The sequence below is a fragment of the Oceaniovalibus sp. ACAM 378 genome, from assembly GCF_008085915.1.
Classification (GTDB): Bacteria; Pseudomonadota; Alphaproteobacteria; order Rhodobacterales; family Rhodobacteraceae; genus Oceaniglobus.
Genome location: NZ_VSJK01000008.1, coordinates 265,183 through 289,359 on the forward strand (window position 1 = coordinate 265,183; position 24,177 = coordinate 289,359).

The window sequence follows — 24,177 nt, forward strand, 5'->3', positions numbered from 1 at the left end:
TGGCCTTGTCTTTCGCCCGCTCAGGCGCAAGAACGCGGAGCAGGAGGGCCCCGATGACCCAGCGTATCAAATTCAGTCTTGCCGCGACCGACGGTGCCGCGCGCACCGGAACGATTTCGACCCCGCGGGGCGATATCCGCACACCTGCCTTCATGCCTGTTGGCACGGCGGCGACGGTCAAGGCGATGATGCCCGACTCCGTGCGCGAAACCGGGGCCGATATCCTCCTTGGTAATACATATCATCTGATGCTGCGGCCCACGGCAGAGCGGATCGCGCGGTTGGGTGGGCTGCACCGGTTCATGAACTGGGACCGGCCGATTCTGACCGACTCGGGCGGGTTCCAGGTGATGAGCCTGTCGGGCCTGCGGAAGATGAGCGAAAAGGGCGTGACTTTCAAATCCCATATCGACGGGTCGAAACACGAATTGACCCCGGAACGCAGCATGGAGATTCAGGCCCTGCTGCTCAGTGATATCGTGATGTGTTTCGATGAGTGCCCGGCCTTGCCCGCCGACCGTGCGCGACTTGCGGAATCGATGCGCATGTCGATGCGCTGGGCACAGCGGTCGCGCGATGCATTTGGCGACCGGCCCGGTCACGCGCTGTTCGGAATCCAGCAGGGCGGGTTGGAGCGTGATCTGCGCGAGGAAAGCGCCAAGGCGTTGGCCGAGATTGGCTTTGATGGCTACGCCGTCGGCGGGCTGGCCGTGGGTGAGGGGCAGGCGGCAATGTTTGAATGTCTCGACTATGCGCCCGCGCAACTGCCGGTGGACAAGCCGCGGTATCTGATGGGCGTGGGCAAGCCGGACGATATCGTCGGCGCGGTCAAGCGCGGCATCGACATGATGGATTGCGTGCTGCCGTCACGCTCGGGGCGCACCGGGCAGGCGTTCACACGGGCCGGAGTCGTCAACATCAAGAACGCCCGCCACATGGACGACCCCCGCCCGCTGGACGAGAATTGCCGCTGTCCGGCCTGCCGCAACTATTCCCGCGCCTACCTGCATCATGTGTTCCGTGCGCAGGAAATGATCTCGGGGATGTTGCTGACCTGGCATAACCTGACATATTTTCAGGACATCATGCAGGGAATGCGCGATGCCATCGCGGCGGGTGAATTCGCGACATGGGAGACAGCTTTCCACGCCAACCGGTCGGCGGGCGATATTGAACAGTTGTAGGCGGTCACGCGCCCGTTCCGGTCTGTTCGGGGCGGGTGTGCGGCACGACACTGTAGGGGCGGCGATGAAACACACCTTCGTGTTACCTCTGATGGCGGTTCTTGTGGTCACTGCGGCGATGACCGGCACAATTCGCGGCACGGTGATCGTCGGCGCGATCCTGACCGGGGCGCTGATCACCGCCCATGTGCTGGCGCTGCGGGCGGGCCGCTGGCGGGTGGCGGTGTTCGCCTTTGTGTTCACCGCCTTGCCCGTGGCTCTGGCTGTGGCGATCGGTGAGGCTGCCGCCTTGACCCTTGTTCGGGGCGGGGAAACAGTGTTCGACGAGGGGCGGATCACCGTTACGGGGCTGCGCCAGATTGGCCCGGTGTTTGCCGGTTTCACCGCTCTGGCTTTGGCCATTGACGCGCTGGCGGGGCGATTTTTGCCGCGATAGGCCATAAATGGTACGGGATTCCTGACTTGTCTTTAATAATTCAAGGTTTCGCCAATCATTCGCCCTGCATCAGCGTCAACGACATCTTGCCCCCGGTAGGCGGTACAGGCAGAATGTAACAAACGTCAGAATAACAGGTCACGGTTGAACAAGGCGGTCCGCCACCCCAAATAGTCAGCCAATGACCGGAGAAGACCGGAGTTGCCGCCCAGCGGGACAGGTGTCTTCTTGCCAACAAAGGAAAAAATATGACCGAGCAATTGAGCCAGTCGTTTCCAGTGCTGCCGCTGCGCGACATCGTGGTGTTCCCGCATATGATCGTGCCGCTGTTTGTGGGCCGCGACAAATCTGTTCGCGCCCTTGAGGAAGTGATGGCCGACGACAAGCAGATCCTGCTGTCGAGCCAGATTGATCCCGGCGTCGATGATCCGGATGCCAAAGGTATCTATCAGTACGGCGTCCTTGCCAACGTATTGCAACTGCTGAAACTTCCTGACGGAACGGTCAAGGTGCTGGTCGAAGGTCGCGCCCGCGTGCGCATTACCGACTATATCGAGAATGATCGCTTTTTTGAAGCCAACGCCGAACTGTTGGATGAAGAAATCGGCGATCCCGATACTGTCGCAGCACTTCTTCGTTCGGTCAGCGAAGAATTCGAGCGCTATGCAAAGGTCAAGAAGAACATCCCCGAAGAGGCTCTTTCGGCGGTGTCGGACACGCGCGAACCCGAAAAGCTGGCCGATTTGGTCGCCGGACATCTGGGCGTCGAGGTGGCACAGAAGCAGGATTTGCTGGAAACGCTCAATGTGGCCGAGCGTCTGGAAAAGATTTTCGGCCTGATGCAGGGCGAAATGTCGGTGTTGCAGGTCGAGCGCAAGATCAAGACGCGCGTCAAGTCGCAGATGGAGCGGACCCAGCGCGAATATTACCTGAACGAACAGATGAAGGCGATCCAGAAGGAGCTCGGGGACGGCGAAGAGGGCCAGAACGAGGTCGATGAGCTGGAAGCGCGCATCGAGAAGACAAAGCTTTCGAAAGAGGCGCGCGAAAAGGCCGATGCCGAGGTCAAAAAGCTCAAGAACATGAGCCCGATGAGCGCCGAGGCGACCGTCGTGCGCAACTATCTCGACTGGATGTTGTCGATCCCGTGGAACACCCGTTCGCGCGTCAAGAAAGATCTGACTGCGGCGCAGAAGGTGCTGGATGACGACCACTATTCGCTGGAGAAGGTGAAAGAACGGATCGTCGAATATCTGGCGGTGCAGCAACGTTCGAAAAAGCTGAAAGGCCCGATCATGTGTCTGGTCGGCCCTCCGGGCGTGGGTAAGACTTCGCTGGGCAAATCGGTTGCCAAGGCAACGGGGCGCGAATTCATCCGCATCTCGCTTGGCGGTGTGCGCGACGAATCCGAGATCCGTGGCCACCGGCGGACCTATATCGGTTCCATGCCGGGCAAGATCATTCAGGCGCTGAAAAAGGCGAAAACCACCAACCCGCTGATCCTGCTTGATGAAATCGACAAAATGGGCCAGGATTTCCGGGGCGATCCCGCGTCGGCGATGCTTGAGGTGCTGGATCCGGAACAGAACGCCACCTTTGTCGATCACTATCTTGAGGTCGAATATGACCTGTCGGATGTGATGTTCCTGACCACGGCGAACTCGTACAACATGCCCAGCCCGCTGTTGGACCGGATGGAGATCATTCCGCTGTCTGGCTATACCGAGGATGAAAAATCCGAGATTGCCAAACGTCACCTGATCGCCAAGACGGTGAAGAACCACGGCTTGAAAAAGGGCGAGTTCAGGATCACCGATGAGGCGCTGTTGGAAATGATCCGCACCTATACCCGCGAGGCGGGCGTGCGGAACCTTGAGCGTGAGATCGCCAAACTGGCACGTAAGGCGGTGACGCGGATCGTCCGCAAGGCCGAAACCTCGGTGGTGATCACCGTTGATAACCTTGAGGAATATCTGGGCGTCAAGAAATACCGCTATGGTCTGGCTGAAAAGGAAGACCAGATCGGTGTCGTGACCGGGCTGGCCTGGACCAGTGTTGGCGGCGAGTTGCTGTCGATTGAGGCTCTGCGCCTGCCGGGCAAAGGCCGGATGAAGACGACCGGGAAACTGGGCGACGTGATGAAGGAAAGCATCGATGCGGCGTCCAGCTATGTCCGCTCGATCAGCCCGCAGATCGGGGTAAAACCAACCAAGTTCGACACGACGGACATTCACGTTCACGTGCCCGATGGCGCAACGCCCAAGGACGGGCCGAGTGCCGGTCTGGCCATGGTCACCTCGATCGTTTCGGTCCTGACCCGCATTCCGGTCAGGAAGGACATCGCGATGACCGGAGAGGTGTCCCTGCGCGGCAATGCCATGCCGATCGGTGGATTGAAGGAAAAACTGCTTGCGGCACTCCGGGGCGGCATCACCACGGTGCTGATCCCGCAGGAAAACGAGAAGGATCTGACTGAGATCCCCGATAACGTGAAGAACGGGCTGACGATCATTCCCGTCACCCATGTGTCCGAGGTTCTGAAACACGCGCTGGTGCGTCAACCCGAACCCATCGAATGGGACGAAGCGGCCGAGGAAGCCGCAGCCGCCAAGGCCGCGTTGGAGCGCCGGGGCGACGGGGCAGGGGCGACGGCACACTGAACCGACCAATCGACGTCAGAGGGCGCGCCATAAACGGCGCGCCCTTCGGCGTTTCGGGCCCGGGTGAAAACGATTCCATTGTCCTCGCGCATGCCCTAACGTCGGGCAAAGTTGTTGAAAGAAGGATCAAAAAATGGCCGAAGACATGGACGCGCAGATTGACGATGCCGACCCGGAGGGTTTTGCCGATACGACACCCGACACTATGGTCGAGCTGAAGAAGACCGAACTGATCGAGCAGGTAATACTGGCCACGGGCGCCAAGAAAAAAGACGCCAAGCCCTTGGTCGAGGCGACACTGGCCGCACTGGGCAAGGCGCTGGATGACGGTCGCGTTTGCAACCTGCAACCGCTGGGCAAGTTGATGATCAACCGGACACAGGACAAGGGCAATGTACAGGTCATGTACCTCAAGCTGCGCCGGTCAAATGATACGGTAAATCCGTCAGAGACCCTTGCGGAACCGGAAGACTGAGGCTAGAAATCGCCCCGTCGGGTGATTAGCTCAGTGGTAGAGCGCTTCGTTCACATCGAAGATGTCAGGGGTTCAAATCCCTTATCACCCACCATTTTTCCGACCGGTGGAAGGCCTGCCAAAGTGTCGCGGGTTCGGCCGGTCACCGCCAGCCGGGACGGGGCTATCGGCTTGTCGGCCGCTGCCGCAGGCTTTGTCTTGCTCCCGAAGAAGCAGGAGAGTTCCGACCGGTAACGTACCAGAGTAATCTCGCATCCGTGCCAAGCCATTGATTTGGCCACAATGCCGCCACCTGTTTCCGGTAATGTCCGTCATGTCGGATCCTTGCCACAGTGAAACCTGAAAAGTCGCGATCCGCTTGCTTGCCAAGCCCGAAACCCGCAGATAGTGTGCGCGCCAATCCGGCGGGAGCCTTGGGCGCATCCTGCACACAACCAAAGGACTTATCCCATGTTTGTTACGCCTGCCTATGCGCAAGCGGCCGGTGGCGCCGCCAGTGCGCTGACCAGCTTTGTTCCGCTGATCCTGATCTTTGCAATCATGTATTTCCTGTTGATCCGTCCGCAGCAAAAAAAGGCGAAAGAGCATCAGAAGATGGTCGCGGCGCTGCGCCGTGGTGATCAGGTGATCACCGCCGGTGGGCTGATCGGCAAGGTGGCGAAGGTCAAGGAAGACGGCGAAGTCGAGGTCGAATTGGCCGAAGGCGTGAAGGTGCGGGTGGTGCGTTCGACCATCAGTCAGGTTCTGAATAAAACGGAACCTACCGAGTCCTGAGCACCGATCAAGGTCATTTAAATGCTGCAAATTTCTTTCTGGAAGCGGATCGTCATCTGGGGGCTGATCGCCGCCGGGCTGATTTTTGCGTTGCCCAATGCCTTTTATACCCGTGTCGAGGGTCACAATGACGCCGTCGCGGAAATCGAGGTGTTGGGCGCAACACCGGAACGTGACGCTGCCCGCGCGCTCTGGCCCGACTGGATGCCCGGCACGCTGGTAAATCTGGGGCTGGATTTGCGCGGTGGCGCGCATCTTCTGGCCGAGGTGCAGGTCGGTGATGTCTATGCCGACCGGCTGGACGGGATGTGGCCCGAGGTGCGTGATGCCCTGCGCGCCGCGCGTGATCAGGTTGGCACGATCCGCCGTCAGGCAGGGGACGCCACCACGCTTTCGGTACAGATTTCCCAATCTGAGGGGATGGGCCGCGCACTTGAAATCGTTCGCGCCCTTGCCACGCCCGTCGTGTCTCTGACCGGTGTCGGCAGCAACGATATCGAGGTTGCGGGGCAGGGCGATACGATCACTATTCGTCTCTCCGAAGCCGAGCGGAGCGCCACCGACGACCGCACCATGCAGCAGTCAGTCGAAATCATTCGCCGTCGTGTGGATGAGGTGGGCACCCGCGAACCGACAATTCAGCGTCAGGGCGATGACCGCATTCTGATCCAGGTGCCCGGCATCGGTTCGGCCAGCGAATTGAAAGAGCTGATCGGCACGACGGCGCAACTGACCTTTCATCCCGTGGTCGGCCGAACAACGGACAGCACCCAGAATCCCGGCGCGCGGCAGTTGATCCTTCAATCGATGGACGAGCCCGGCGTATATTACATCGTCGAACAGACACCCGTCGTTTCAGGCGAAGAACTGGTCGATGCGCAGCCTTCCTTTGATCAGAACGGGCGTCCGGCGGTCAGTTTCCGCTTTAACCCGACGGGTGCGCGAAAGTTTGGCGACTATACCGCCGAAAACATCGGCAGTCCGTTCGCCATCGTGCTGGATGACGAGGTGATCAGCGCACCGGTGATCCAAAGCCACATTCCGGGCGGTTCGGGGATCATCACCGGTAATTTCGGCATCGAAGAATCGACGAACCTTGCCGTTCTGCTGCGCGCCGGCGCTTTGCCTGCCCAAATGTCTTTTCTTGAAGAACGCACCATCGGCCCGGAACTCGGACAGGATAGCATCGATGCCGGGCGCATCGCCTGTATCGTGGCCTTTTCGGCGGTGCTGATCTTCATGTTTGCCAGTTACGGGATGTTCGGCATGTTCGCCAACATGGCGCTTGTGCTGAACGTCGGGCTGTTGTTCGGGCTGCTCAGCATGATCGGCGCGACGCTGACCCTGCCGGGGATCGCCGGGATCGTTCTGACCATTGGCATGGCGGTTGATGCCAATGTGCTTATCTTTGAACGTATTCGCGAAGAGCTGAAGACGGCAAAGGGGCCAGCGCGGGCCATCGAACTGGGCTATGAAAAAGCGCTGAGCGCGATCATCGACGCCAATATCACCACCTTCATCATCTCGGTCATCCTGTTCGTTCTGGGGTCTGGACCGGTGCGGGGCTTTGCAATCACGCTGGGTCTGGGAATCATGACTTCGGTCTTTACCGCGATTTTCGTCACCCGGCTGTTCGTCGTCATGTGGTTCGAACGCCGCCGTCCCAAGACAATCGAGGTCTGAAATGCGTCTCCGTCTGGTTCCTGAAGTCACGAACTTCGATTTCTTCTACTATCAGCGCTATACCTTCGGCGCCTCTTGCGTGGCGATGGTTTTGTCGTTGGTCATCTGGCTGATGATGGGTCTGAACTTCGGCATCGATTTTCGCGGCGGCACGACGATCCGTACGGAATCCGTGCAATCGGTGGATGTTGGTGCGTATCGCGATGCCATTGCACCGCTGAACCTTGGTGATGTCTCGATAACCGAGGTGTTCGATCCGACCTTCGGTCCCGACAAGAACGTGGCGATGATCCGGATTCAGGCGCAGGATGACACCGAAAGTGTCGCTGCAGACACGGTACAATCGGTCGAGGACCAGTTGAAAGAGGTCGATCCGACGATCACTTTTCCGTCGGTTGAATCCGTCGGGCCAAAGGTGTCGGGCGAATTGATCCAGACCGCGCTGATTGCCGTCGGCGCGTCACTGGCGGCGATCCTGTTCTATATCTGGCTCAGGTTCGAGTGGCAGTTTTCCGTCGGTGCGGTTGCCGCGCTGTTCCATGACGTGATCCTGACGGTCGGAATATTCTCGGCACTGCAGATCCGGTTTGATCTGGCTACCATTGCCGCACTGCTCACGATCATCGGGTATTCGATCAACGATACCGTCGTGATCTTTGACCGACTGCGCGAAAACCTGATCAAATTCCGCAAGCGTGATCTGCGCGACGTGATGAACCTGTCGGTAAACGAAACGCTTTCGCGCACGGTGATGACCAGCGGCACAACCCTGATCGCCCTGATCGCCCTGCTGATCCTCGGTGGCGATGTGATCCGCGGGTTTGTCTTTGCGATCACCTGGGGCGTGGTCGTCGGCACCTATTCTTCGGTCTATGTGGCCAAGAACATCGTGCTGTATCTCGGCGTCAACCGCGACGACAAGCCGTCGGACAAGGGCAACCAGTTCGCCAACGTCGACGCCTGAGACTTGGGCCGCGCCGGTTGCGCGCGGCCCTGTTCTTTCGCGCGGACCCACGCCGTGATAGCAACGGATCGCCCGGAACGGAGAGACTCATGCGCCTGAACGAAATCGATTATCCCGATGCCCGCCCGATCGATGGCTATGGCCCCGGTTTTTTCCGTGTCGATGGCAAGATCATTCAGGGAAATGTCGCGGTTTTGCCGTCGGGTGTTAAGCCTTGGGGCGGGTTCGATGACACGGAACCGCTGATTGCCGCGCTCGGGGCGATGGATGTGCTTTTTATCGGAACCGGCGCGGAAATCGCCCATGTTCCGGCTGACTTCCGTACCGCGTTGGAGCAGGCGGGAATCGGGGTGGAATCCATGGCCACTCCGGCTGCCTGCCGCACCTACAACATATTGCTCAGCGAGGGGCGACGGGTCGGTGTGGCGCTGATCGCGGTCTGAACCCGTGCTGACCGTCACCGATCTGACCTGCGCGAGAGGCGGGGTACCGATCCTGTCAGGCGTGACATTTTCTGTCGCATCCGGGCGAAGCCTGATCCTGCGCGGCCCGAACGGGGCGGGCAAGACGACCCTGTTGCGCACCTTGGCCGGGTTGCAACCTGCGCTGACGGGTTCGGTCGAGCCGGGGGTGGATGCCATTGCTTATGCCGGACATGCCGACGGGTTGAAATCGGCGCTGAGCGTCGCTGAAAACCTGACCTTCTGGGCCGGAGTGTTCGGCACGCGGGGTATTGATGCCGCACTTTCGGCCTTTCAACTGGACGCATTGCGCGACCGGGCGGCGGCGCATCTGTCGGCGGGTCAGAAGCGGCGGCTCGGGCTTGCGCGGCTGCTGGTCACCGGGCGCCCGGTCTGGGTGCTGGACGAACCCACCGTATCGCTTGATGTGGCCAGCGTGGCGCGGTTTGGCGCGGTTCTGGCGACCCATCTGGCAGGCGGCGGCACCGCAGTGATCGCCACCCATGTCGATCTGGGCTTTGACGCCGAGATGCTGGATATCGCCGCCTTCCGCGCCCGCGCAGGCAGTTCGGATTTTGATCGGTCGGATTTTGACGAGGCGTTCCTGTGATCCGCCTGCTGCTGCGCGATCTGAAGCTGGCAGTGCGGGCCGGGGGGGGATTTGGGCTTGGCCTTGGGTTTTTCCTGATTGTCGTCGTTTTGGTGCCCTTTGCCATGGGCCCCGACACGTCGCGCTTGTCCTCCATTGCGCCCGGAGTTCTGTGGCTGGGGGCGCTGCTGGCCTGCCTGCTGTCGCTGGACCGGATCTTTGCGCTGGATCACGAAGACGGCACACTTGATTTGCTGGCGACGGCGCCAATCCCGCTGGAGGGGGTCGTCGTTGCAAAGGCAGCGGCGCACTGGATCGTCACTGGCCTGCCTCTGACGCTGGCGGCACCCGGGCTGGGGGTGCTGCTGAACCTGCCCTCTGACGGGTATCTGTGGCTGCTGGTGTCGCTTGCAATCGGCACCCCGGCACTCAGCGTGATCGGTGCCTTTGGCGCGGCGCTGACCGTGGGACTCAAACGCGGCGGACTGCTGTTGTCGCTGCTGGTGCTGCCGCTCTATGTGCCAACGCTGATCTTCGGGGCCGAGGTGGCGCGACGTGGGGCCGAGGGGCTGGCGGTTGTCACGCCCCTGTTGCTGCTGGGCGGGATCACGGCAGGGGCGGTTGCACTGCTGCCCTTTGCCGCAGCCGCTGCGTTGAGGATCAATTTGCGGTGACGGGGCTGGGTTTGAGCGCCAAACCGGGGTATGTGCGGATGCGACGAAAGCCTTTAGTGCCAGCGGCGCGGATATTCAAAAACCAAAGATACGGGTGACGGCGCCATGTCGATCTGGAAATACGCCAATCCGGCGCTGTTCATGGGGTGGAGCGGACGGGTGTTGCCCGTGGTCGCGGCTCTGTCTGCGCTGTGTCTGATCACCGGTATCGTCTGGGGGTTCTTCTTCACGCCCGACGATTACCGGCAGGGATCCACCGTCAAGATTATCTATCTGCATGTGCCAAGTGCGATGATGGCGATCAACGCATGGGTGATGATGCTTATTGCAAGCCTGATCTGGTTGATCCGCCGCCATCACGTGAGCGCGCTTGCCGCCCGCGCGGCCGCCCCGGTGGGGATGGTGATGACGCTGATTGCGCTCGCCACCGGGGCGATCTGGGGGCAGCCAATGTGGGGCACCTGGTGGGTCTGGGATCCGCGTCTGACCTCGTTCCTGATCCTTCTGCTGTTCTATTTCGGATATATCGCGCTCTGGTCGGCGATTGATGATCCGGACACTGCCGCCGATCTTACATCGATCCTGTGTCTGGTCGGATCGGTCTTTGCAGTGCTCAGCCGCTATGCGGTGAATTTCTGGAATCAGGGGCTGCATCAGGGGGCGTCGCTCAGTCTCGACAAGAAGGAGAACGTGTCGGATGTGTTCTGGCTGCCGCTGCTGGTCTGCATCGCCGGTTTCGTGCTGTTTTTCGTGGCGCTGGTTCTGGCGCGCACCCGCACGGAAATTCGCCTGCGCCGACTGCATGCGTTGCGGTTGCGTCTTAGAATGAGCGAGGGGGCCGAGTGATGCCGGATCTGGGGAAATACGCGGCCGAGGTGCTGACCGCCTATGGTGCTACGCTGGTTCTTTTGGGGCTATTGGTGGCGCTGACCGTCTGGCGCGGACGCCGGGTGCGGACACAGTTGGAGCAGGCCGGGCGCGAGGAGACACAAAAAAATGGCTAAGGTATCACCCCTGATGATTGCGCCGCCGCTGATCTTTGCCGGGCTTGCGGCGCTGTTCTTTGTCGGCATGATGCGCGACGATCCCGACGCGCTGCCTTCAGTATTCATTGACAAACCGGCCCCGCCGATCGAGGCGGCTACGCTGGCCGATCTGGCGGTTTTTGACCGGGCCGTGCTGGATCAGCCCGGCGTCAAGATCGTCAATTTCTGGGCCAGCTGGTGCGCGCCCTGCCGTGCCGAACACCCGGCGCTTGTCGAACTGGCAAAGACCCTGCCGGTCTATGGCGTGAACCGTGACACGACTCCGGATGCGGCGCTGAAGTTTCTGGACGAGCTCGGCGATCCCTATTCCGCCGTGGTCTTTGATCCGGGCGGTCAGAAAAGCATCGACTGGGGTGTCTATGGTCTGCCCGAAACATTCATCATCGACGGGACGGGCAAGGTTATATTGCGCTTTGCCGGGCCGATCCACCGCGTGATGGAAAGCACCATCCTCCCGGCAATCGCCACGGCTCAGCCGGCGGAATAGACGAACACCAGCCAAGCCAGTATCAACGTCGTTTCCATAATTGGCAAAGGCAGGCCGAGCCGCCGCGCGGCCTGCCGAATCTTTTCGGTTGTCATTTTCATCGCCCCCAAGCGTTGTATGGCAAGAATAGGGCGTTTCATGGCGACTTTAAGGCGCGGTGAACAAAATTTCAAAAACAGACTGTTTCCAGATTTGCACAGCGGACAGAAAAACGGCCACCCCCGGGGGAATGGCCGTGAAATCGTGTTCAACAGGATCAGTCAGATCAGGCTGATTTAGCCAGGTTCCGCAGGACATAGTGCAACACGCCGCCGTTCTCGATGTATTCGATTTCGACCGCCGTATCGATCCGGCTTTTCAGCGTGATTTCCTTAACCTTACCATCGGCATAGGTGATCGTGCAGGGCACTTCGGACTGCGGTTTGATGTCGCCCTCAAGCCCGGTGATCGAGATGGTTTCATCACCCTTCAGGCCCAGAGATTTGCGGGTATCGCCGTTCATGAATTCGAACGGGATGACCCCCATGCCCACGAGGTTCGAGCGGTGGATACGCTCGAAGGATTCGGCGATCACCGCTTTGACGCCCAGCAGGGCCGTGCCCTTTGCCGCCCAGTCACGCGATGAACCGGCACCGTATTGTTCGCCCGCAAAGATCACCAGCGGCGTGCCCTGATCCTGCCAGGCCATGGCGGCGTCAAAGATCGCCGCCTGCTTGCCATCGGGGCCAACGGTATAGCCACCCTCAACGCCCTCCAGCATCTCGTTCTTGATGCGGATGTTGGCGAAGGTTCCGCGCATCATGACTTCGTGGTTGCCACGACGCGACCCGTAAGAGTTGAATTCACGCGGCGCGACCTGCCGTTCGGTCAGGTATTGTCCGGCCGGTGTCGTGTCCGTGAACGATCCGGCGGGGCTGATGTGGTCAGTGGTGATCATATCGCCAAGAATCGCCAGAACGCGGGCTTCCTTGACGTCGGAGATCACACCCGGGTCCTTGCTCATCCCCTGGAAATAGGGCGGGTTCTGAACATAGGTGCTGGAAACGGGCCAGTCATAGGTCTGGCTGTCTGGTGTTTCCACGGCCTGCCATTTCTCGTCGCCCTTGAACACATCGGCGTATTTCGACTGAAACGCCTCGCGGGTTACGGTCTTTTCCACCAGTGCGGCGATCTCCGAGCTGCTGGGCCAGAGGTCTTTCAGATAGACGTCGTTACCATCCTGGTCTTGGCCCAGCGGATCTTTGGCGATGTCGATGTTCATGTCACCGATCAGCGAATAGGCCACGACCAGAGGCGGGCTGGCCAGATAGTTGGCGCGGCAATCAGGGCTGATCCGCCCCTCAAAGTTGCGGTTGCCCGACAGGACCGAGACGCCGATCAGATCGTTGTCGCTGATTGCCTGGGAAATCGCCGGGTCCAGCGGACCCGAGTTGCCGATACAGGTGGTGCAGCCATAGCCGACAAGGTTGAAACCGAGGGCATCCAGATCTTCCTGCAATCCAGCCGCTTCAAGATAGGCGGAAACCACCTGAGAACCGGGTGCAAGCGAGGTCTTGACCCAGGGTTTTGGCATCAGACCCAGTGCGCGCGCCTTGCGCGCCACAAGTCCCGCGCCGATCATCACATAGGGGTTGGACGTGTTGGTGCAGGACGTGATCGAGGCGATCACGATGGACCCGTCATGCAGTTGATATGGGTCTTCGCCGTTCACACCAACCACGAAACCGCGCCGGTGATGGCCGATATCGCCGGGGATGTCACGCGGTGCGGGCTGACCGCCTTCGTCTTCCCAGCGGTCCTTCTGCTTTTCAGGCGCTTTGACGCCTTTGCGTTCGCCCGCGATGTACGCTGCGAAGGCAGAGGATGCGTTGGTCAGCGGGATGTGATCCTGCGGGCGTTTCGGGCCGGAAATGGCCGGAACGACGGTGGACATATCCAGTCCCAGAGTGTCGGTATAGACCGGCTCGTATCCCGGCTCGCGCCACATGCCGTTCGCCTTTGCATAGGCTTCGACAAGGGCGACTGTTTCCTCGTCCCGTCCCGTTTGGGTCAGATAGCGCAGGGTTTCGGCGTCGATCGGGAAGAAGCCGCAGGTGGCGCCATATTCGGGCGCCATGTTGCCGATGGTGGCACGGTCGGCCAGCGGGACGTTGTCCAGCCCGTCACCATAGAATTCAACGAATTTGCCCACGACGCCCCTGGCGCGCAGCAGTTCGACAACCTTCAGCACCAGATCGGTCGCGGTGGTGCCTTCGGGCATCGCACCCGTCAGCTTGAAACCGACAACCTCGGGGATCAGCATGGAAATCGGCTGGCCCAGCATGGCTGCCTCGGCCTCGATCCCGCCAACGCCCCAGCCCAGAACCGACACGCCGTTTACCATGGTGGTGTGGCTGTCCGTGCCGACCAGTGTGTCGGGATAGGCGACATCGACGCCGTCCTGATCCTTGTCAGACCAGACGGTTTTCGCCAGATATTCCAGGTTCACCTGATGGCAGATACCGGTGCCCGGCGGGACGACGCGGAAGTTGTTGAACGCTTTCTGTCCCCATTTCAGGAAGACATAGCGCTCCATGTTCCGCTCATATTCGCGGTCCACGTTCATCTGGAAGGCGCGGGGGTTGCCGTATTCGTCAATCATCACCGAATGGTCGATCACCAGATCGACGGGGTTCAGCGGGTTGATCATCTGCGCGTCGCCACCAAGGGCGACAATTCCGTCACGCATGGCGGCCAGATCGACGACCGCGGGAACGCCGGTGAAATCCTGCATCAAAACGCGGGCGGGCCGATAAGCGATTTCGCGGTTGGTCTTGCCGCCATTCGCGGCCCAGTCGGAGAACGCTTTGATGTCGTCCACATGCACTGTCTTGCCGTCTTCGAACCGCAGCATGTTCTCCAATACCACCTTCAGCGCGATGGGAAGTTTGGAGAAATCGCCCAAACCCGCCTTTTCGGCTGCCGGAATTGAGTAATATGCAAAGGTCTTGCCGTTCACGGTCAGATCGCGCCGTGTCTTGGCGGTGTCTTGCCCTGTCTGGATTGTCATCTGGGGTCTCCCTGAAATCTGGGTATGCCTGTCCCCCCGGGTTTGGCCCAAGCGGGGCTGTCGATCAAGGGGGTGTCCTGTAAAGTATACCGTTGCACACAATCTTTTGCCAGAGGCATTTGCGGCCGCTTCTCCTGTTGTGCAGAAGGCGCAGTGACGGCGGGCTATGGTCACGACGACTCTCAAAACCTTGATTGGTCTTTCCGGCAGGGCAGGGTTAGGTCTGATGCCGGAGACGCAGAAAGGGAAATGCATGCGACACTGGTTGGCGGCGGTGACACTGTCGATGGCTGCTTTGGCCACTGGAGCGGCGATGCCGGCCCAAGCCGGGGATCAGCCGGTTGTTGTTGAGCTTTTCACCTCGCAGGGCTGTGCGTCCTGCCCGCCTGCGGATCAGCTTTTGGGAAGACTGGTGGCGCGCGAGGATGTGATCGCGTTGGCGCTGCATGTGGATTACTGGGATTACATCGGCTGGAAGGATGCCTTCGCGAACCCGGCCTTTACCAAGCGGCAAAAAGGCTATGCCCGCGCGGCCGGATCGCGCACGATCTATACGCCGCAGTTGATGGTCGGCGGCAAGGATCCCGTCGTCGGATATCGGCCGATGGAACTGGCCGATCTGATACAGGCACACCGGGCCACGCCCGATACCGTGGCGATCGACGCGCGGCGCGAAGGTGACAAAATCGTCATCCGCGCCGAAATGCTGAGCGGCTCCCGGGTGGCGATGGTGGTGCAACTGGCGCGTTTTTCGCCCGAGGACACGGTGGAAATCACCCGGGGCGAGAATGCCGGGCTTACAATCCAGTATCACAACACGGTGCGCGACTGGCGTCAGATCGCCGAATGGGATGGCACGGCGCCGTTGAACCTTGCGGTCGAAGCGACCGAAGGCCCCACTGCCGTGATCATTCAAGAGGCCGGGTTCGGCCCCGTACGGGCCGCAGCGCGCCTGCGCTGATCTTCGGGTTTCCAGCGGCGGTGAATCCAGAACCACTGATCCATATGTTGCCGCACGATCCGTTCCAGACTGTCATTCAGCGCCTGAGTAATCTCAACCGGATCGCCCGGCGGCACCGGCTTGTCGAGCAATATGTCAAAGCCGATCCCGTCGGGACGCCGAATTCCATAGACCGGAATGATCACGGCGCCGTATTTCATCGCCCATTCGGCGGCTGAGGTGGCGGTGGGTGCGATCTTGTCGAAAAACTTCACCCGCGCGCCTTTGGACGTATAAACATCGATCAGGATGCCGATGGTATTACCGGCCTTGAGGTGGCCGACAAACCCGGCCAGCCCTTTGCGGGTGGCGGGAAAAACCGGTTCGGCGATATTGGACATCGCGCGAACGTAATGCGCATTGAACTTCGGGTTCTTCATTTCGCGATAGAGCGCGCCAAGGGGAAATCCCTGCGCGGCGAGCGCGGCGCGGGGCGCGTCGTAATTGCCGAAATGCCCCGTCACCAGAACCACCGGCCGGTTTTCCGCTTGCGCCGCCTTCAGTGCCGTCAGGCCGGGGCCGGTCAGCGGGGTTTGTGCCACGCGATTTTTAAACTGCTGTCCCGAATAGATTTCGATCAGGGTGCGCCCCGCATTGTCGGGCACGGCCCGCATCAGGCGGCGCACTTCTGATTCGGGCAGATCGGGCAGGACATGCGCCAGATTGGCGCGCACCCGTTTGTCCCAACCGGCAATTGGCGCGACGATACGGCTGACGATCCAGCCCATTGCCGGCACCCGCATCCGGTAGGGCACGATCAACGCCAGTGCCAGAATTCCGCGGATCACCGCGTTCTGAACCGTGTTGTGAAAACTTGACGAAGGGCTGGTCGGCGGGCGTGACAGGGACGTGACCTTTCCAATGTGGCGGTCGCAGACATAGGGCCGGGGCAGCACGATCACAAGCGCGCCAGTCTGTTTCGCAGGGCTGACGCCGGGTTTTCGGCCGTGCTGTGACGCAAAATGTCGCCGTGGTGATCTGCGCTCAGGAGCCGGGACTGGTCTGTTGCGATGCCGATCTTGGAGTAGGGATAATGCGGTTGGCAAGCCGATCTTCGGGGTCCCTGATGGCTCCGACCGGCTGGATTGAGAATTTGCGCAATCAGCTTTGGGGAATTGGGTCAACATCAACAATGCATTTTCCAATGTGCGAAGTCGCGTTTTGTCGCAAACCGCTCGCGCTTGGTCACCCCTCATCGCAGAGTTCGCCGATCGGGGTGTCCACGATGTCGCAGCCCGCCCATTGCCGGGTCGTAAACCAAGACCACGCCCGCGCGGTCAATCTTCGTCATCATCACAGACCAGCTGAATTTCGTTGCTGTCGATCAGGGCGCGTATGGCAGTGATCACTTCGCCACGGGCGGCATCGGCGGCCTTTGTGCGGGGCGGTTCGGCATCGCCCGCCTCATCGCGCAGGGTTTGCGCCATGCGTTTCGAGGTGTTTTCCAACAGGAATTCAACCGCTTCCGATGTAGCGGGGTCGGCGGCAGCGGCGGCGACGACGGCGACCAGACTTTCCTGCGCGACCTCTTTGAGGATCATCGGCACATCCAGCGGTCTGATCCGCGCCGGGATGTCGGAGAAAGTGAAAATGGCGCGGCGCACCTCATCTGCGAAATCGGCGTCGGATTCGGTCAGCCCGACCAGAACGTCGTCACGGGTCGCGCTGGGTGACACATTCAGTATCGCGCCGACCCGGGCCACAGCGCCGGTAAGAAAGGCGCGGGGCGGTTCCGCCTTCAATTCGGCCGCCAGCGACAGGCCAATGCGGCGCACTGTATCAGGATCGATATCGGCGGTTTCCGACATGGCAAAGGTCAGGCGGCGGGCCCTGTCGCCGGGCAGTTTGCCCAGCAGGTCAGCCGCTTTGGCGACCTTGAGCTTGCCCAGCAGAACCGCGCCCACCTCGGGCGACTGGCGTTGCAACAGCGGCAGCAGCAGGTTCGTGTCGAAGGTGGCAAGGCTTTCCCAAGGGTCGTTGAACCACACCATACCCGCCTGTTCGCGCAGCCGCGCCGCCATATCGGGGCTGATCACACCCTCCAGAATCGTCAATGCGCCCTCAAGCCCGCCGGGAAAGGCCAACCCGATACTGTCCAGTTCGTTCGCAAACTCTTCGATCACCGATTTCAGCGTCGCGCGGTCGACATAGCGCATCTGGCTCATCTGTGTGGTCAGTTCAGCCTGCAAAGATTCGGGCAGGTCGGCCAATGGCAGGCTTGCGCCTTCGGCCAGCAGCAGGCGCACGACAATGGCGGCTTTCTGACGCCGGGAAAGCGATGGGGCAGTGCGAATGCCCGTCAACCGCCCGACGGGTGGCATCGGGCGTGCGGAGTTGGTCAGTTGTGTCGTCACGGCACGGCCTTCGACAGGGAGCGTTGCCGCAAGCTGTGACAGGTCCGGGTTAACGCAAGGTGTGCGCCCCTGAGGCGGCGCTGTGCCCCAGACCGGCGGCAAGCAGCGCAAGAACAGCCGTCAGAGCAATAACAAGACGCGAAAGGATCTCGTGAAACCGCGAAATGAACCGGCAACGCAAAGGCGCGCCGCCGGTCAGGATCAGCTGGTGGCCTTTTCGATGCAGGCCCCTGTCGTCGCGTCGAGGACGAAGCCGTCGGCGCACGACATCACAGTTTGTCCGCGGTTTTTGGAACAGTCCTGAGCCGTCGCCAAGGCCGGGGCCAGCGCCAGTGCGGCAGAGGCGAGGATCAATCGAAATTTCATCGTGCACTCTCCTTTTCGTTGGGCAAACGAAAGATAGCACGAAAACCGCACCCGGCGCAGAAACGCTCCACGCCGGGGTATCACAACCTTGTGAACGAACGCCGCCGGTCAGTCTTTGCCGAAAACCCGGGCAAAGATCGTGTCGACGTGTTTCGTGTGATAGCCGATGTCGAATTTTTCGGCGATCTCGGCCGGTGACAGCGCCGCCGTGACCTGCGGATCTGCCAAAAGCTCGGTCTGGAAATCGGCACCCTTTTCCCACACTTTCATCGCGTTGCGCTGCACCATGGAATAGGCTTCCTCGCGGCTGACACCCGCCTGGGTCAGGGCCAGCAGCACGCGCTGGCTCATCACTAGACCGCGGAATTTGTTCATGTTGGCCAACATGGTTTCGGGATAGATCACCAGTTTGTCCACCAGCCCGGTCAGGCGGGAGAGTGCGAAATCCAGCGTGATCGTGGTGTCGGGGCCGATGTTTCGCTCGACGCTGGAATGAGAAATATCGCGTTCATGCCAAAGCGTCACGTTTTCAAGCGCGGGCACGACCGCCATCCGCACCAGCCGGGCCAGGCCGGTCAGGTTTTCGCTCAGCACCGGATTGCGCTTGTGCGGCATCGCTGACGAACCCTTTTGACCCTTGGAGAAGAATTCTTCGGCCTCCAGAACTTCGGTGCGCTGCATGTGGCGGATTTCGGTTGCGATATTTTCGATGCTGGATCCGATCACCCCAAGACAGGCGAAGAAGGCGGCGTGACGGTCGCGTGGAATCACCTGCGTGCTGATCGGTTCGGGGGTCAGGCCCAACTGTTTGCAGACGTGCTCTTCGACGCTGGGGTCGATGTTGGCGAATGTGCCAACGGCGCCTGAAATAGCGCCGGTGGCGATTTCTGCCCGGGCGGTGCGCAGGCGGGTGCGGTTCCTGTCCATTTCGGCGTAAAAGCGCGCGAAGGTCAGGCCCATGGTGGTGGGTTCCGCGTGAATTCCATGCGACCGGCCGATCCGCACTGTGTCCTTATGTTCCACCGCGCGGCGTTTCAGGGCGGCCAGAAGCGCGTCCATGTCGGCCAGCAGAATGTCGGTGGCGCGGACCAGTTGCAGGTTGAACGTGGTGTCCAGCACATCGGAACTGGTCATGCCCTGATGGACAAAGCGCGATTCGTCCGTGCCGATGATTTCAGCAAGATGGGTCAGAAAGGCAATGACATCGTGTTTCGTCACTGCTTCGATCTCATCGATGCGCGCGACGTCGAACGGCACATCCTTGGCCTTCCACACCGCTGCCGCGCTTTCCTTGGGGATCATGCCGATTTCTGCCATGGCGTCGCAGGCGTGGGCTTCGATCTCGTACCAGATGCGGAATTTCGTTTCTGGCGACCAGATGGCGACCATTTCGGGGCGGGAATAACGGGGGATCATCTGGAACTGCCTCGGGATTGCTGCGGGGACGGCGCAGTCCTAGACTGGCAGGGCAGGGGCGGCAAGGAGGCGGCGATGCATATGTGGCGGATGGTCGCTTTGGCGTTGACGGTGGCAACGCCCTCGGCGGCCCATGATTGGGAAAGACAGGACGGCGGGCATATCTTTGACCTGCTGGCCGGACATGGTGTTGTGCTGGACGGCACCGTGCAGCGGTTTGAACGGTCCGGGGTTACGACCCTGAGCGGCGACGTCGCGCGCGGTGGCCTCTGGAAGGTCGAGCGTAATCGGTTCTGTACCGATCTGGTGCCCGGCGGGTGGAGCTGCTTCACCGTCGAGTCGGTGCATGGCGAGCTGATCCGCTTTGTTGGCGCGAATGGCTCGGTCATCGAGGGCGCGCTGATCCCGTGACATGGCCAGAAACATTGGAAATAAACGACTTTCTGGGGGGCTGGCACCTGTCGCGGGTGATTGATGACCGGTACGCTGGGCAACGCGGCACTCTGGAGGGTGCGGCGGAGATCACCCGCGACGGTTCGCGATATATCTACCGGGAACAGGGCACACTGAGCCTTGGCGGGCAGGTGATGCAGGCGGCGCGGCAGTATCTGTGGCACCCGCTGCCCGGTGGTGTTGATGTGCGATTTGAAGACGGACGGCGGTTTCACCGCATCGATCTGTCAGGCGCGACAACGGGCGACACCCACGCTTGTTCGCCCGATATGTACCGGGTGAACTATGACTTTGCCGGGTGGCCTGAGTGGCGGGCGCTCTGGCGGGTTGGCGGGCCGAGGAAGGACTATGAAATGGTGACTGTGTATCGGCGCTGACATTTGCCGGGCTTGCGGCGTTGTCCTTGCTGGTGCAGAAACAGCGGCAACGACCCAGATGGAGACGGACCATGGCGACAACGACAACCGACCGCGTGCTGGTCGAGGCATTCGGACCCGACAGCGGCACAATGCTGCGGGTGAAACAGGCCGCATTGGTGGTGGCTGGCATCGCCATTCTTGCGATATGTGCCAAGATCAAGGTTCCGGTCCCCGGCAGTCCTGTGGCCATCAGCATGGCCACCTTTGCGGTGCTGTCGATCGGCGCTGCCTATGGGCCGCGTCTGGGGCTGGCGACGATCATGGGGTACATGATCCTTGGCATGATCGGCTTTGACATCTTCCAGAGCTCGACCAACGAGCTGAACGGTGTTTCCTATATGATGGGCGGCACGGGCGGATTTCTGCTGGGCTATGTTCTGGCCACTCTGGCGCTTGGAATGCTGGCGCGGCGCGGCTGGGACAAGTCTGTCGGCAAGATGGCGATGGCAATGCTGATCGGCAACGCCGTGCTGTATATCCCCGGCCTGTTGTGGCTTGGGCAGGTCTATGGCTGGGAACAGCCGATCCTGGCCTGGGGGCTGACGCCCTTCCTGTTCGGTGATGCGCTGAAGCTGGCATTGGCGGCGGTGCTGCTGCCCGGTCTTTGGGCATTGGTCGGACGCGCACGCGGCTAAACCGACAGCAGATTTTACAATGCAACGGGCGCGGTAAAATACCGCTCGCCCGTTGCGGAAGGCAGCGCGATCCGGGCAGAATCCAGTTGGTCGCGACCGAGGGCGGCTCTAAGCCTTTGCTTTAAGTGTCGCCGCCTGCACCGGCACCCACGCCTCACGCCACCGCTACAAACCTGTCAGAATCTCACAGGATTTTAATCCGCTGACAAACCGATGGCCGGTTGCATCGTAGCGGGTTGCGAAAACGACAATCCCCATTGCCGTGAAATCCCTCGCAGGGATCGTTCAAAAGCCGACCGTTTGTCGGTAGGATGTTGAACCTGTTCGAGAATGCTGGCGTCAGGCAATGTTTCAGACATGATCGCTTATATTGCTCTTTTCAGTTCGGCCCTTGTGGCGGCGACGATCCTGCCGATGCAATCAGAAGCAGTTCTGGTCGGGCTTTTGGCTGCCGACACTCACCCCGCATCCGCTCTGATCATGGTCGCGACGGTCGGCAATGTGTTGGGCTCTGTCATCAACTGGTTTCTCGGGCGCTATCTGCTGCGGTTCAAGGAAAGCCGATGGTTTCCAAGTTCAGAGCATCAACTCAATCGCGCACAGAACTGGTATCGGCGTTATGGCCGGTGGTCGCTTTTGGGCAGTTGGTTGCCTGTGGTCGGCGATCCGCTGACCGTGGTCGCGGGCCTGATGCGAGAGCCGCTGATGCCATTTCTTCTTCTGGTCACGATTGCGAAAGGAACCAGATATCTGGTTCTCGCGGCCCTGACATTCGCCTGGCTTTAGCGGTCCGAAATGGTCCGGTCGCCTTGACCCGGTGCCGGTGCAAAAGTTTATCAATCCGTAACGCAATTCTGCGATTTACAGCCCGGCCAGCTTGCCAGTCAAAGTGGCGCCCACATTCTGGGGCCCACAGTCTGCGGCCAAGTCACAGCGCCTTCACACCGTCCCTGAATTGCAAACGGTAAAGATCGGCATAAACCCCGTCTGCCGCCAGCAGTTCGTCATGAGTGCCCTGTTCCACCACGCGGCCCCGGTCCAGCACGACGATTTTGTCGGCATTGCGGATCGTGGCCAGCCGGTGGGCAATCACCAGCGTTGTGCGACCCTGCGACAGCCCGTCAAGCGCGGTCTGGATCACCGCCTCGGATTGCGCGTCCAGCGCTGATGTCGCCTCGTCCAGCAGCAGAATCGGCGTGTCGCGCAGCAGGGCGCGGGCGATGGCGACGCGCTGACGCTGACCGCCCGACAGATTCGATCCGCGCGGCCCGGCAGGGCTGTCCAGTCCGTTGGGCAATTTGGGCAGGAAATCACTGACATGGGCAGCGGTTAGAACCTCGGCCAACCGGGTTTCGGATATATCCTCGCGCCCCATCAGGATGTTGTCGCGCAGGGTTTCGTCGAACAGCAAAGCATCCTGTGTCACCGTCGAAAACTGTGCGCGCAGATCGCCAAGCTCCATTTCACTGACCGCGACACCGCCCAGCCGCACGCTGCCAAGGTCGGGGTCGGCCAGCCGGGTCAACAGGTTGAACACGGTACTTTTCCCTGCGCCGGACGGGCCGACAAGCGCTGTGGTCTGACCGGCGCGGGCGACAAAAGACAGATCGTCCAACACCGGCTGATCATCGTAGGCAAAGGTCACGCCGTCGAACACCACATCGGCCTGTAAGGCCTGCGCGGGTTGGGGCGCGGCGGGCGACCGGATCGATGGGCGCAGGTCGAAGATGCCATAAAGCCGCTCAAGCGACGCCGCCGCGATCTGGAATATCCCGGTGAGTGAGCCGAGACGACGCAACGGCTGAAACGCCAGAGCCATCGCGGTGAAGAACGACATGAACTGTCCGACGGTCTTGTCACCCTCGATAATCTCGCGTCCGCCGAGGATCAGCACGCCGAAAAACCCGACCCCGGTCATGATGTCGATCATGCCGGGCAGCATCGACTGGCCCGCCGTCGTCTTGATGTTCACCCGCACGATCCGGTCCACCACGGCGCGAAAACGCGAAAGTTGATAGGGCTCCATCCCGTTCAGCTTGACCTCGCGGATGCCATGGAAAATCTCGTCAAGGCGGGTGGATCGCTGGGTGGCGGCATCGCGCATCTGCCCGGTCTTGCGGCGCACATAACGTTGCAGCGCCATCGATGGCAGAACCAGCAGCGGAATGCCGACCAGTGCGGTCAGGGTCCACACCCAATCCACCAAAAGCGCGACGACGAACAGCGACGCCAGCGCGACGATATCGCGCCCCAGCCCCTGAATCAGCACCTGCCACACGCCCTGAACGGCCAGAGTATCGCCCTGAACCCGTTCGATCAGCGCCCCCGGCGGGTTCTTTTGAAAATACCCGGTGTCCAAAGTCATCATGTGATCCAGCAGATCGACCTGCATCGCCGTGCTCGACAGTTGCGCGACCCGGACCAGCAACACCCGCTGAATAACGCCGGTCAGCGCGCGGACCAGGAACAGCGCCAAAATCGCCAGCCCGACCCACCACATGGCGTTTATATTGCCCTGTACGAAAACCAGATCGAACATCGGCTGCAACATGTAGCTGAGCAATCCGACGGTGGACCCCTCGATCACCATCGTCGCAAAGGCCACTGCGATCCACACCCAGTGCCGCACGATATATTCGCGCCAGAGCCTGCCCATGAGAGAGCGCGACGTGGGCGGCAGGATCGGCTTTGGCATCTTTCACGCTCCCGGTGGTTGGCCCTTTGCTAGCCTCTTCGACCGGAATAGGAAAGTACGCCGCGGATCGGCGGGCCACGCCTGTGGCGGCGGTGCGTGAGCGTGCAGGGTCTGGCAAAGCCGGGTATGAAGCGGCGGCCCTGTCAGACTTTTCCGTCAGAACTGTGATGGGGAAATCTCTGATAGTCTGAATGCAGATCTTCGCGCTTCTTGAGACGAACGACAGGTTGGATGTAGGTTTCTCGGACGCCCCGCGCGACGTTTGAGTGACGCGGGACGTTGCCTGGCGTCGGAGAAGCGCTCAAGCGGGAAATCGCGGGGTTGGGCTTGGTGGGTGGTTTGTTGCTATGGGGATTG

General features: G+C 60.7%; 24 protein-coding genes and 1 tRNA gene. 19 read left to right on the forward strand and 6 right to left on the reverse strand.

Annotated features, from left to right (window positions below; all coding sequences use genetic code 11):
• Positions 1–53: 53 nt before the first annotated feature.
• The 14 genes from tgt (at position 54) to FQ320_RS13145 (ending at position 11,433) form a co-directional block, all read left to right on the forward strand.
• A complete protein-coding gene (gene tgt / locus FQ320_RS13080; protein ID WP_148472923.1) occupies positions 54–1,184 on the forward strand; it encodes a tRNA guanosine(34) transglycosylase Tgt in 1,131 nt (376 codons plus the stop codon).
• Positions 1,185–1,248: 64 nt separating this feature from the next.
• The gene (locus FQ320_RS13085; protein ID WP_148472925.1) at positions 1,249–1,620 is read left to right on the forward strand and encodes a hypothetical protein; all 372 of its coding nucleotides are present in this window, start codon (positions 1,249–1,251) and stop codon (positions 1,618–1,620) included.
• Between the two features lie 248 nt (positions 1,621–1,868).
• Complete coding sequence (lon, locus tag FQ320_RS13090) at positions 1,869–4,280, forward strand: endopeptidase La (RefSeq protein ID WP_148472927.1); 2,412 nt, start codon at positions 1,869–1,871, stop codon at positions 4,278–4,280.
• 133 nt (positions 4,281–4,413) lie between these two features.
• On the forward strand, positions 4,414–4,755 hold the full coding sequence (locus tag FQ320_RS13095) for an HU family DNA-binding protein (RefSeq protein ID WP_255509490.1): 342 nt from the start codon (positions 4,414–4,416) through the stop codon (positions 4,753–4,755).
• A 19-nt stretch (positions 4,756–4,774) separates the two neighbouring features.
• Positions 4,775–4,849, forward strand: a tRNA-Val gene (locus tag FQ320_RS13100).
• 356 nt (positions 4,850–5,205) lie between these two features.
• The gene (yajC, locus tag FQ320_RS13105; protein WP_148472929.1) at positions 5,206–5,529 is read left to right on the forward strand and encodes a preprotein translocase subunit YajC; all 324 of its coding nucleotides are present in this window, start codon (positions 5,206–5,208) and stop codon (positions 5,527–5,529) included.
• Positions 5,530–5,550: 21 nt separating this feature from the next.
• A complete protein-coding gene (secD, locus tag FQ320_RS13110; protein WP_148472931.1) occupies positions 5,551–7,212 on the forward strand; it encodes a protein translocase subunit SecD in 1,662 nt (553 codons plus the stop codon).
• A 1-nt stretch (position 7,213) separates the two neighbouring features.
• Positions 7,214–8,176 (forward strand): protein translocase subunit SecF, encoded by a 963-nt coding sequence (secF, locus tag FQ320_RS13115; protein ID WP_148472933.1) that lies wholly within the window; start codon positions 7,214–7,216, stop codon positions 8,174–8,176.
• A gap of 89 nt (positions 8,177–8,265) precedes the next feature.
• Positions 8,266–8,619, forward strand: a complete 354-nt coding sequence (locus tag FQ320_RS13120) for an Mth938-like domain-containing protein (RefSeq protein ID WP_148472935.1) — start codon at positions 8,266–8,268, stop codon at positions 8,617–8,619.
• A 7-nt stretch (positions 8,620–8,626) separates the two neighbouring features.
• The gene (ccmA, locus tag FQ320_RS13125; protein ID WP_148472984.1) at positions 8,627–9,247 is read left to right on the forward strand and encodes a heme ABC exporter ATP-binding protein CcmA; all 621 of its coding nucleotides are present in this window, start codon (positions 8,627–8,629) and stop codon (positions 9,245–9,247) included.
• Positions 9,244–9,900, forward strand: coding sequence for a heme exporter protein CcmB (gene ccmB / locus FQ320_RS13130; protein WP_148472936.1), 657 nt, complete (start codon positions 9,244–9,246; stop codon positions 9,898–9,900). The genes ccmA and ccmB overlap by 4 nt, the downstream gene beginning before the upstream one ends.
• Before the next feature lie 105 nt (positions 9,901–10,005).
• Positions 10,006–10,746: a heme ABC transporter permease gene (locus FQ320_RS13135; protein WP_148472938.1), complete on the forward strand. Its 741-nt coding sequence runs from the start codon at positions 10,006–10,008 to the stop codon at positions 10,744–10,746.
• Complete coding sequence (gene ccmD, locus FQ320_RS13140; RefSeq protein WP_148472940.1) at positions 10,746–10,904, forward strand: heme exporter protein CcmD; 159 nt, start codon at positions 10,746–10,748, stop codon at positions 10,902–10,904. The genes FQ320_RS13135 and ccmD overlap by 1 nt, the downstream gene beginning before the upstream one ends.
• The gene (locus FQ320_RS13145; RefSeq protein ID WP_148472942.1) at positions 10,897–11,433 is read left to right on the forward strand and encodes a DsbE family thiol:disulfide interchange protein; all 537 of its coding nucleotides are present in this window, start codon (positions 10,897–10,899) and stop codon (positions 11,431–11,433) included. The genes ccmD and FQ320_RS13145 overlap by 8 nt, the downstream gene beginning before the upstream one ends.
• 265 nt (positions 11,434–11,698) lie before the next feature.
• Here FQ320_RS13145 and acnA read toward each other — a convergent pair whose 3' ends face one another.
• Entirely contained in the window at positions 11,699–14,482 is a 2,784-nt protein-coding gene (gene acnA / locus FQ320_RS13150) for an aconitate hydratase AcnA (RefSeq protein WP_148472944.1), read from the reverse strand.
• A gap of 253 nt (positions 14,483–14,735) precedes the next feature.
• Here acnA and FQ320_RS13155 point away from each other — a divergent pair, with 253 nt between their 5' ends.
• Positions 14,736–15,443, forward strand: coding sequence for a thioredoxin family protein (locus FQ320_RS13155; protein ID WP_148472946.1), 708 nt, complete (start codon positions 14,736–14,738; stop codon positions 15,441–15,443).
• Here the strand turns inward: FQ320_RS13155 and FQ320_RS13160 are convergent.
• From FQ320_RS13160 to purB, 4 genes are all read right to left on the reverse strand, one after another.
• The gene (locus tag FQ320_RS13160; protein ID WP_255509493.1) at positions 15,395–16,327 is read right to left on the reverse strand and encodes a lysophospholipid acyltransferase family protein; all 933 of its coding nucleotides are present in this window, start codon (positions 16,325–16,327) and stop codon (positions 15,395–15,397) included. The two genes, FQ320_RS13155 and FQ320_RS13160, sit on opposite strands and share 49 nt — an antisense overlap.
• A gap of 432 nt (positions 16,328–16,759) precedes the next feature.
• Entirely contained in the window at positions 16,760–17,836 is a 1,077-nt protein-coding gene (locus FQ320_RS13165; RefSeq protein ID WP_255509491.1) for a flagellar motor switch protein FliG, read from the reverse strand.
• Positions 17,837–18,037: 201 nt separating this feature from the next.
• Positions 18,038–18,202 (reverse strand): hypothetical protein, encoded by a 165-nt coding sequence (locus FQ320_RS25680; protein WP_187393894.1) that lies wholly within the window; start codon positions 18,200–18,202, stop codon positions 18,038–18,040.
• A gap of 108 nt (positions 18,203–18,310) precedes the next feature.
• Positions 18,311–19,618 carry an adenylosuccinate lyase gene (gene purB / locus FQ320_RS13170; protein WP_148472950.1) on the reverse strand — a complete coding sequence of 436 codons (1,308 nt, stop codon included), beginning with the start codon at positions 19,616–19,618 and terminating at the stop codon, positions 18,311–18,313.
• Positions 19,619–19,693: 75 nt separating this feature from the next.
• Here purB and FQ320_RS13175 point away from each other — a divergent pair, with 75 nt between their 5' ends.
• The 4 genes from FQ320_RS13175 (at position 19,694) to FQ320_RS13190 (ending at position 21,911) form a co-directional block, all read left to right on the forward strand.
• Positions 19,694–20,029, forward strand: coding sequence for a hypothetical protein (locus FQ320_RS13175; RefSeq protein WP_148472952.1), 336 nt, complete (start codon positions 19,694–19,696; stop codon positions 20,027–20,029).
• Positions 20,026–20,448 (forward strand): DUF6314 family protein, encoded by a 423-nt coding sequence (locus FQ320_RS13180; RefSeq protein WP_148472953.1) that lies wholly within the window; start codon positions 20,026–20,028, stop codon positions 20,446–20,448. The genes FQ320_RS13175 and FQ320_RS13180 overlap by 4 nt, the downstream gene beginning before the upstream one ends.
• Before the next feature lie 71 nt (positions 20,449–20,519).
• Positions 20,520–21,125, forward strand: coding sequence for a biotin transporter BioY (locus FQ320_RS13185; RefSeq protein ID WP_148472955.1), 606 nt, complete (start codon positions 20,520–20,522; stop codon positions 21,123–21,125).
• 357 nt (positions 21,126–21,482) lie between these two features.
• A complete protein-coding gene (locus FQ320_RS13190) occupies positions 21,483–21,911 on the forward strand; it encodes a YqaA family protein (RefSeq protein WP_148472957.1) in 429 nt (142 codons plus the stop codon).
• A gap of 142 nt (positions 21,912–22,053) precedes the next feature.
• On the opposite strand, the gene FQ320_RS13195 is transcribed toward FQ320_RS13190, so the two are convergent.
• Positions 22,054–23,820: an ABC transporter ATP-binding protein gene (locus FQ320_RS13195; protein ID WP_148472958.1), complete on the reverse strand. Its 1,767-nt coding sequence runs from the start codon at positions 23,818–23,820 to the stop codon at positions 22,054–22,056.
• Between the last annotated feature and the right edge of the window lie 357 nt (positions 23,821–24,177).

Excerpts from the sequence above, each read along its gene's own strand:
- tgt (WP_148472923.1), top strand. The coding sequence starts at position 54 with ATGACCCAGCGTATCAAATTCAGTCTTGCCGCGACCGACGGTGCCGCG.
- FQ320_RS13085 (WP_148472925.1), top strand. The coding sequence starts at position 1,249 with ATGAAACACACCTTCGTGTTACCTCTGATGGCGGTTCTTGTGGTCACT.
- lon (WP_148472927.1), top strand. The coding sequence starts at position 1,869 with ATGACCGAGCAATTGAGCCAGTCGTTTCCAGTGCTGCCGCTGCGCGAC.
- FQ320_RS13095 (WP_255509490.1), top strand. The coding sequence starts at position 4,414 with ATGGCCGAAGACATGGACGCGCAGATTGACGATGCCGACCCGGAGGGT.
- yajC (WP_148472929.1), top strand. The coding sequence starts at position 5,206 with ATGTTTGTTACGCCTGCCTATGCGCAAGCGGCCGGTGGCGCCGCCAGT.
- secD (WP_148472931.1), top strand. The coding sequence starts at position 5,551 with ATGCTGCAAATTTCTTTCTGGAAGCGGATCGTCATCTGGGGGCTGATC.
- secF (WP_148472933.1), top strand. The coding sequence starts at position 7,214 with ATGCGTCTCCGTCTGGTTCCTGAAGTCACGAACTTCGATTTCTTCTAC.
- FQ320_RS13120 (WP_148472935.1), top strand. The coding sequence starts at position 8,266 with ATGCGCCTGAACGAAATCGATTATCCCGATGCCCGCCCGATCGATGGC.
- FQ320_RS13135 (WP_148472938.1), top strand. The coding sequence starts at position 10,006 with ATGTCGATCTGGAAATACGCCAATCCGGCGCTGTTCATGGGGTGGAGC.
- ccmD (WP_148472940.1), top strand. The coding sequence starts at position 10,746 with ATGCCGGATCTGGGGAAATACGCGGCCGAGGTGCTGACCGCCTATGGT.
- FQ320_RS13145 (WP_148472942.1), top strand. The coding sequence starts at position 10,897 with ATGGCTAAGGTATCACCCCTGATGATTGCGCCGCCGCTGATCTTTGCC.
- acnA (WP_148472944.1), bottom strand. The coding sequence starts at position 14,482 with ATGACAATCCAGACAGGGCAAGACACCGCCAAGACACGGCGCGATCTG.
- FQ320_RS13155 (WP_148472946.1), top strand. The coding sequence starts at position 14,736 with ATGCGACACTGGTTGGCGGCGGTGACACTGTCGATGGCTGCTTTGGCC.
- FQ320_RS25680 (WP_187393894.1), bottom strand. The coding sequence starts at position 18,202 with ATGAAATTTCGATTGATCCTCGCCTCTGCCGCACTGGCGCTGGCCCCG.
- purB (WP_148472950.1), bottom strand. The coding sequence starts at position 19,618 with ATGATCCCCCGTTATTCCCGCCCCGAAATGGTCGCCATCTGGTCGCCA.
- FQ320_RS13175 (WP_148472952.1), top strand. The coding sequence starts at position 19,694 with ATGCATATGTGGCGGATGGTCGCTTTGGCGTTGACGGTGGCAACGCCC.
- FQ320_RS13185 (WP_148472955.1), top strand. The coding sequence starts at position 20,520 with ATGGCGACAACGACAACCGACCGCGTGCTGGTCGAGGCATTCGGACCC.
- FQ320_RS13190 (WP_148472957.1), top strand. The coding sequence starts at position 21,483 with ATGATCGCTTATATTGCTCTTTTCAGTTCGGCCCTTGTGGCGGCGACG.
- FQ320_RS13195 (WP_148472958.1), bottom strand. The coding sequence starts at position 23,820 with ATGCCAAAGCCGATCCTGCCGCCCACGTCGCGCTCTCTCATGGGCAGG.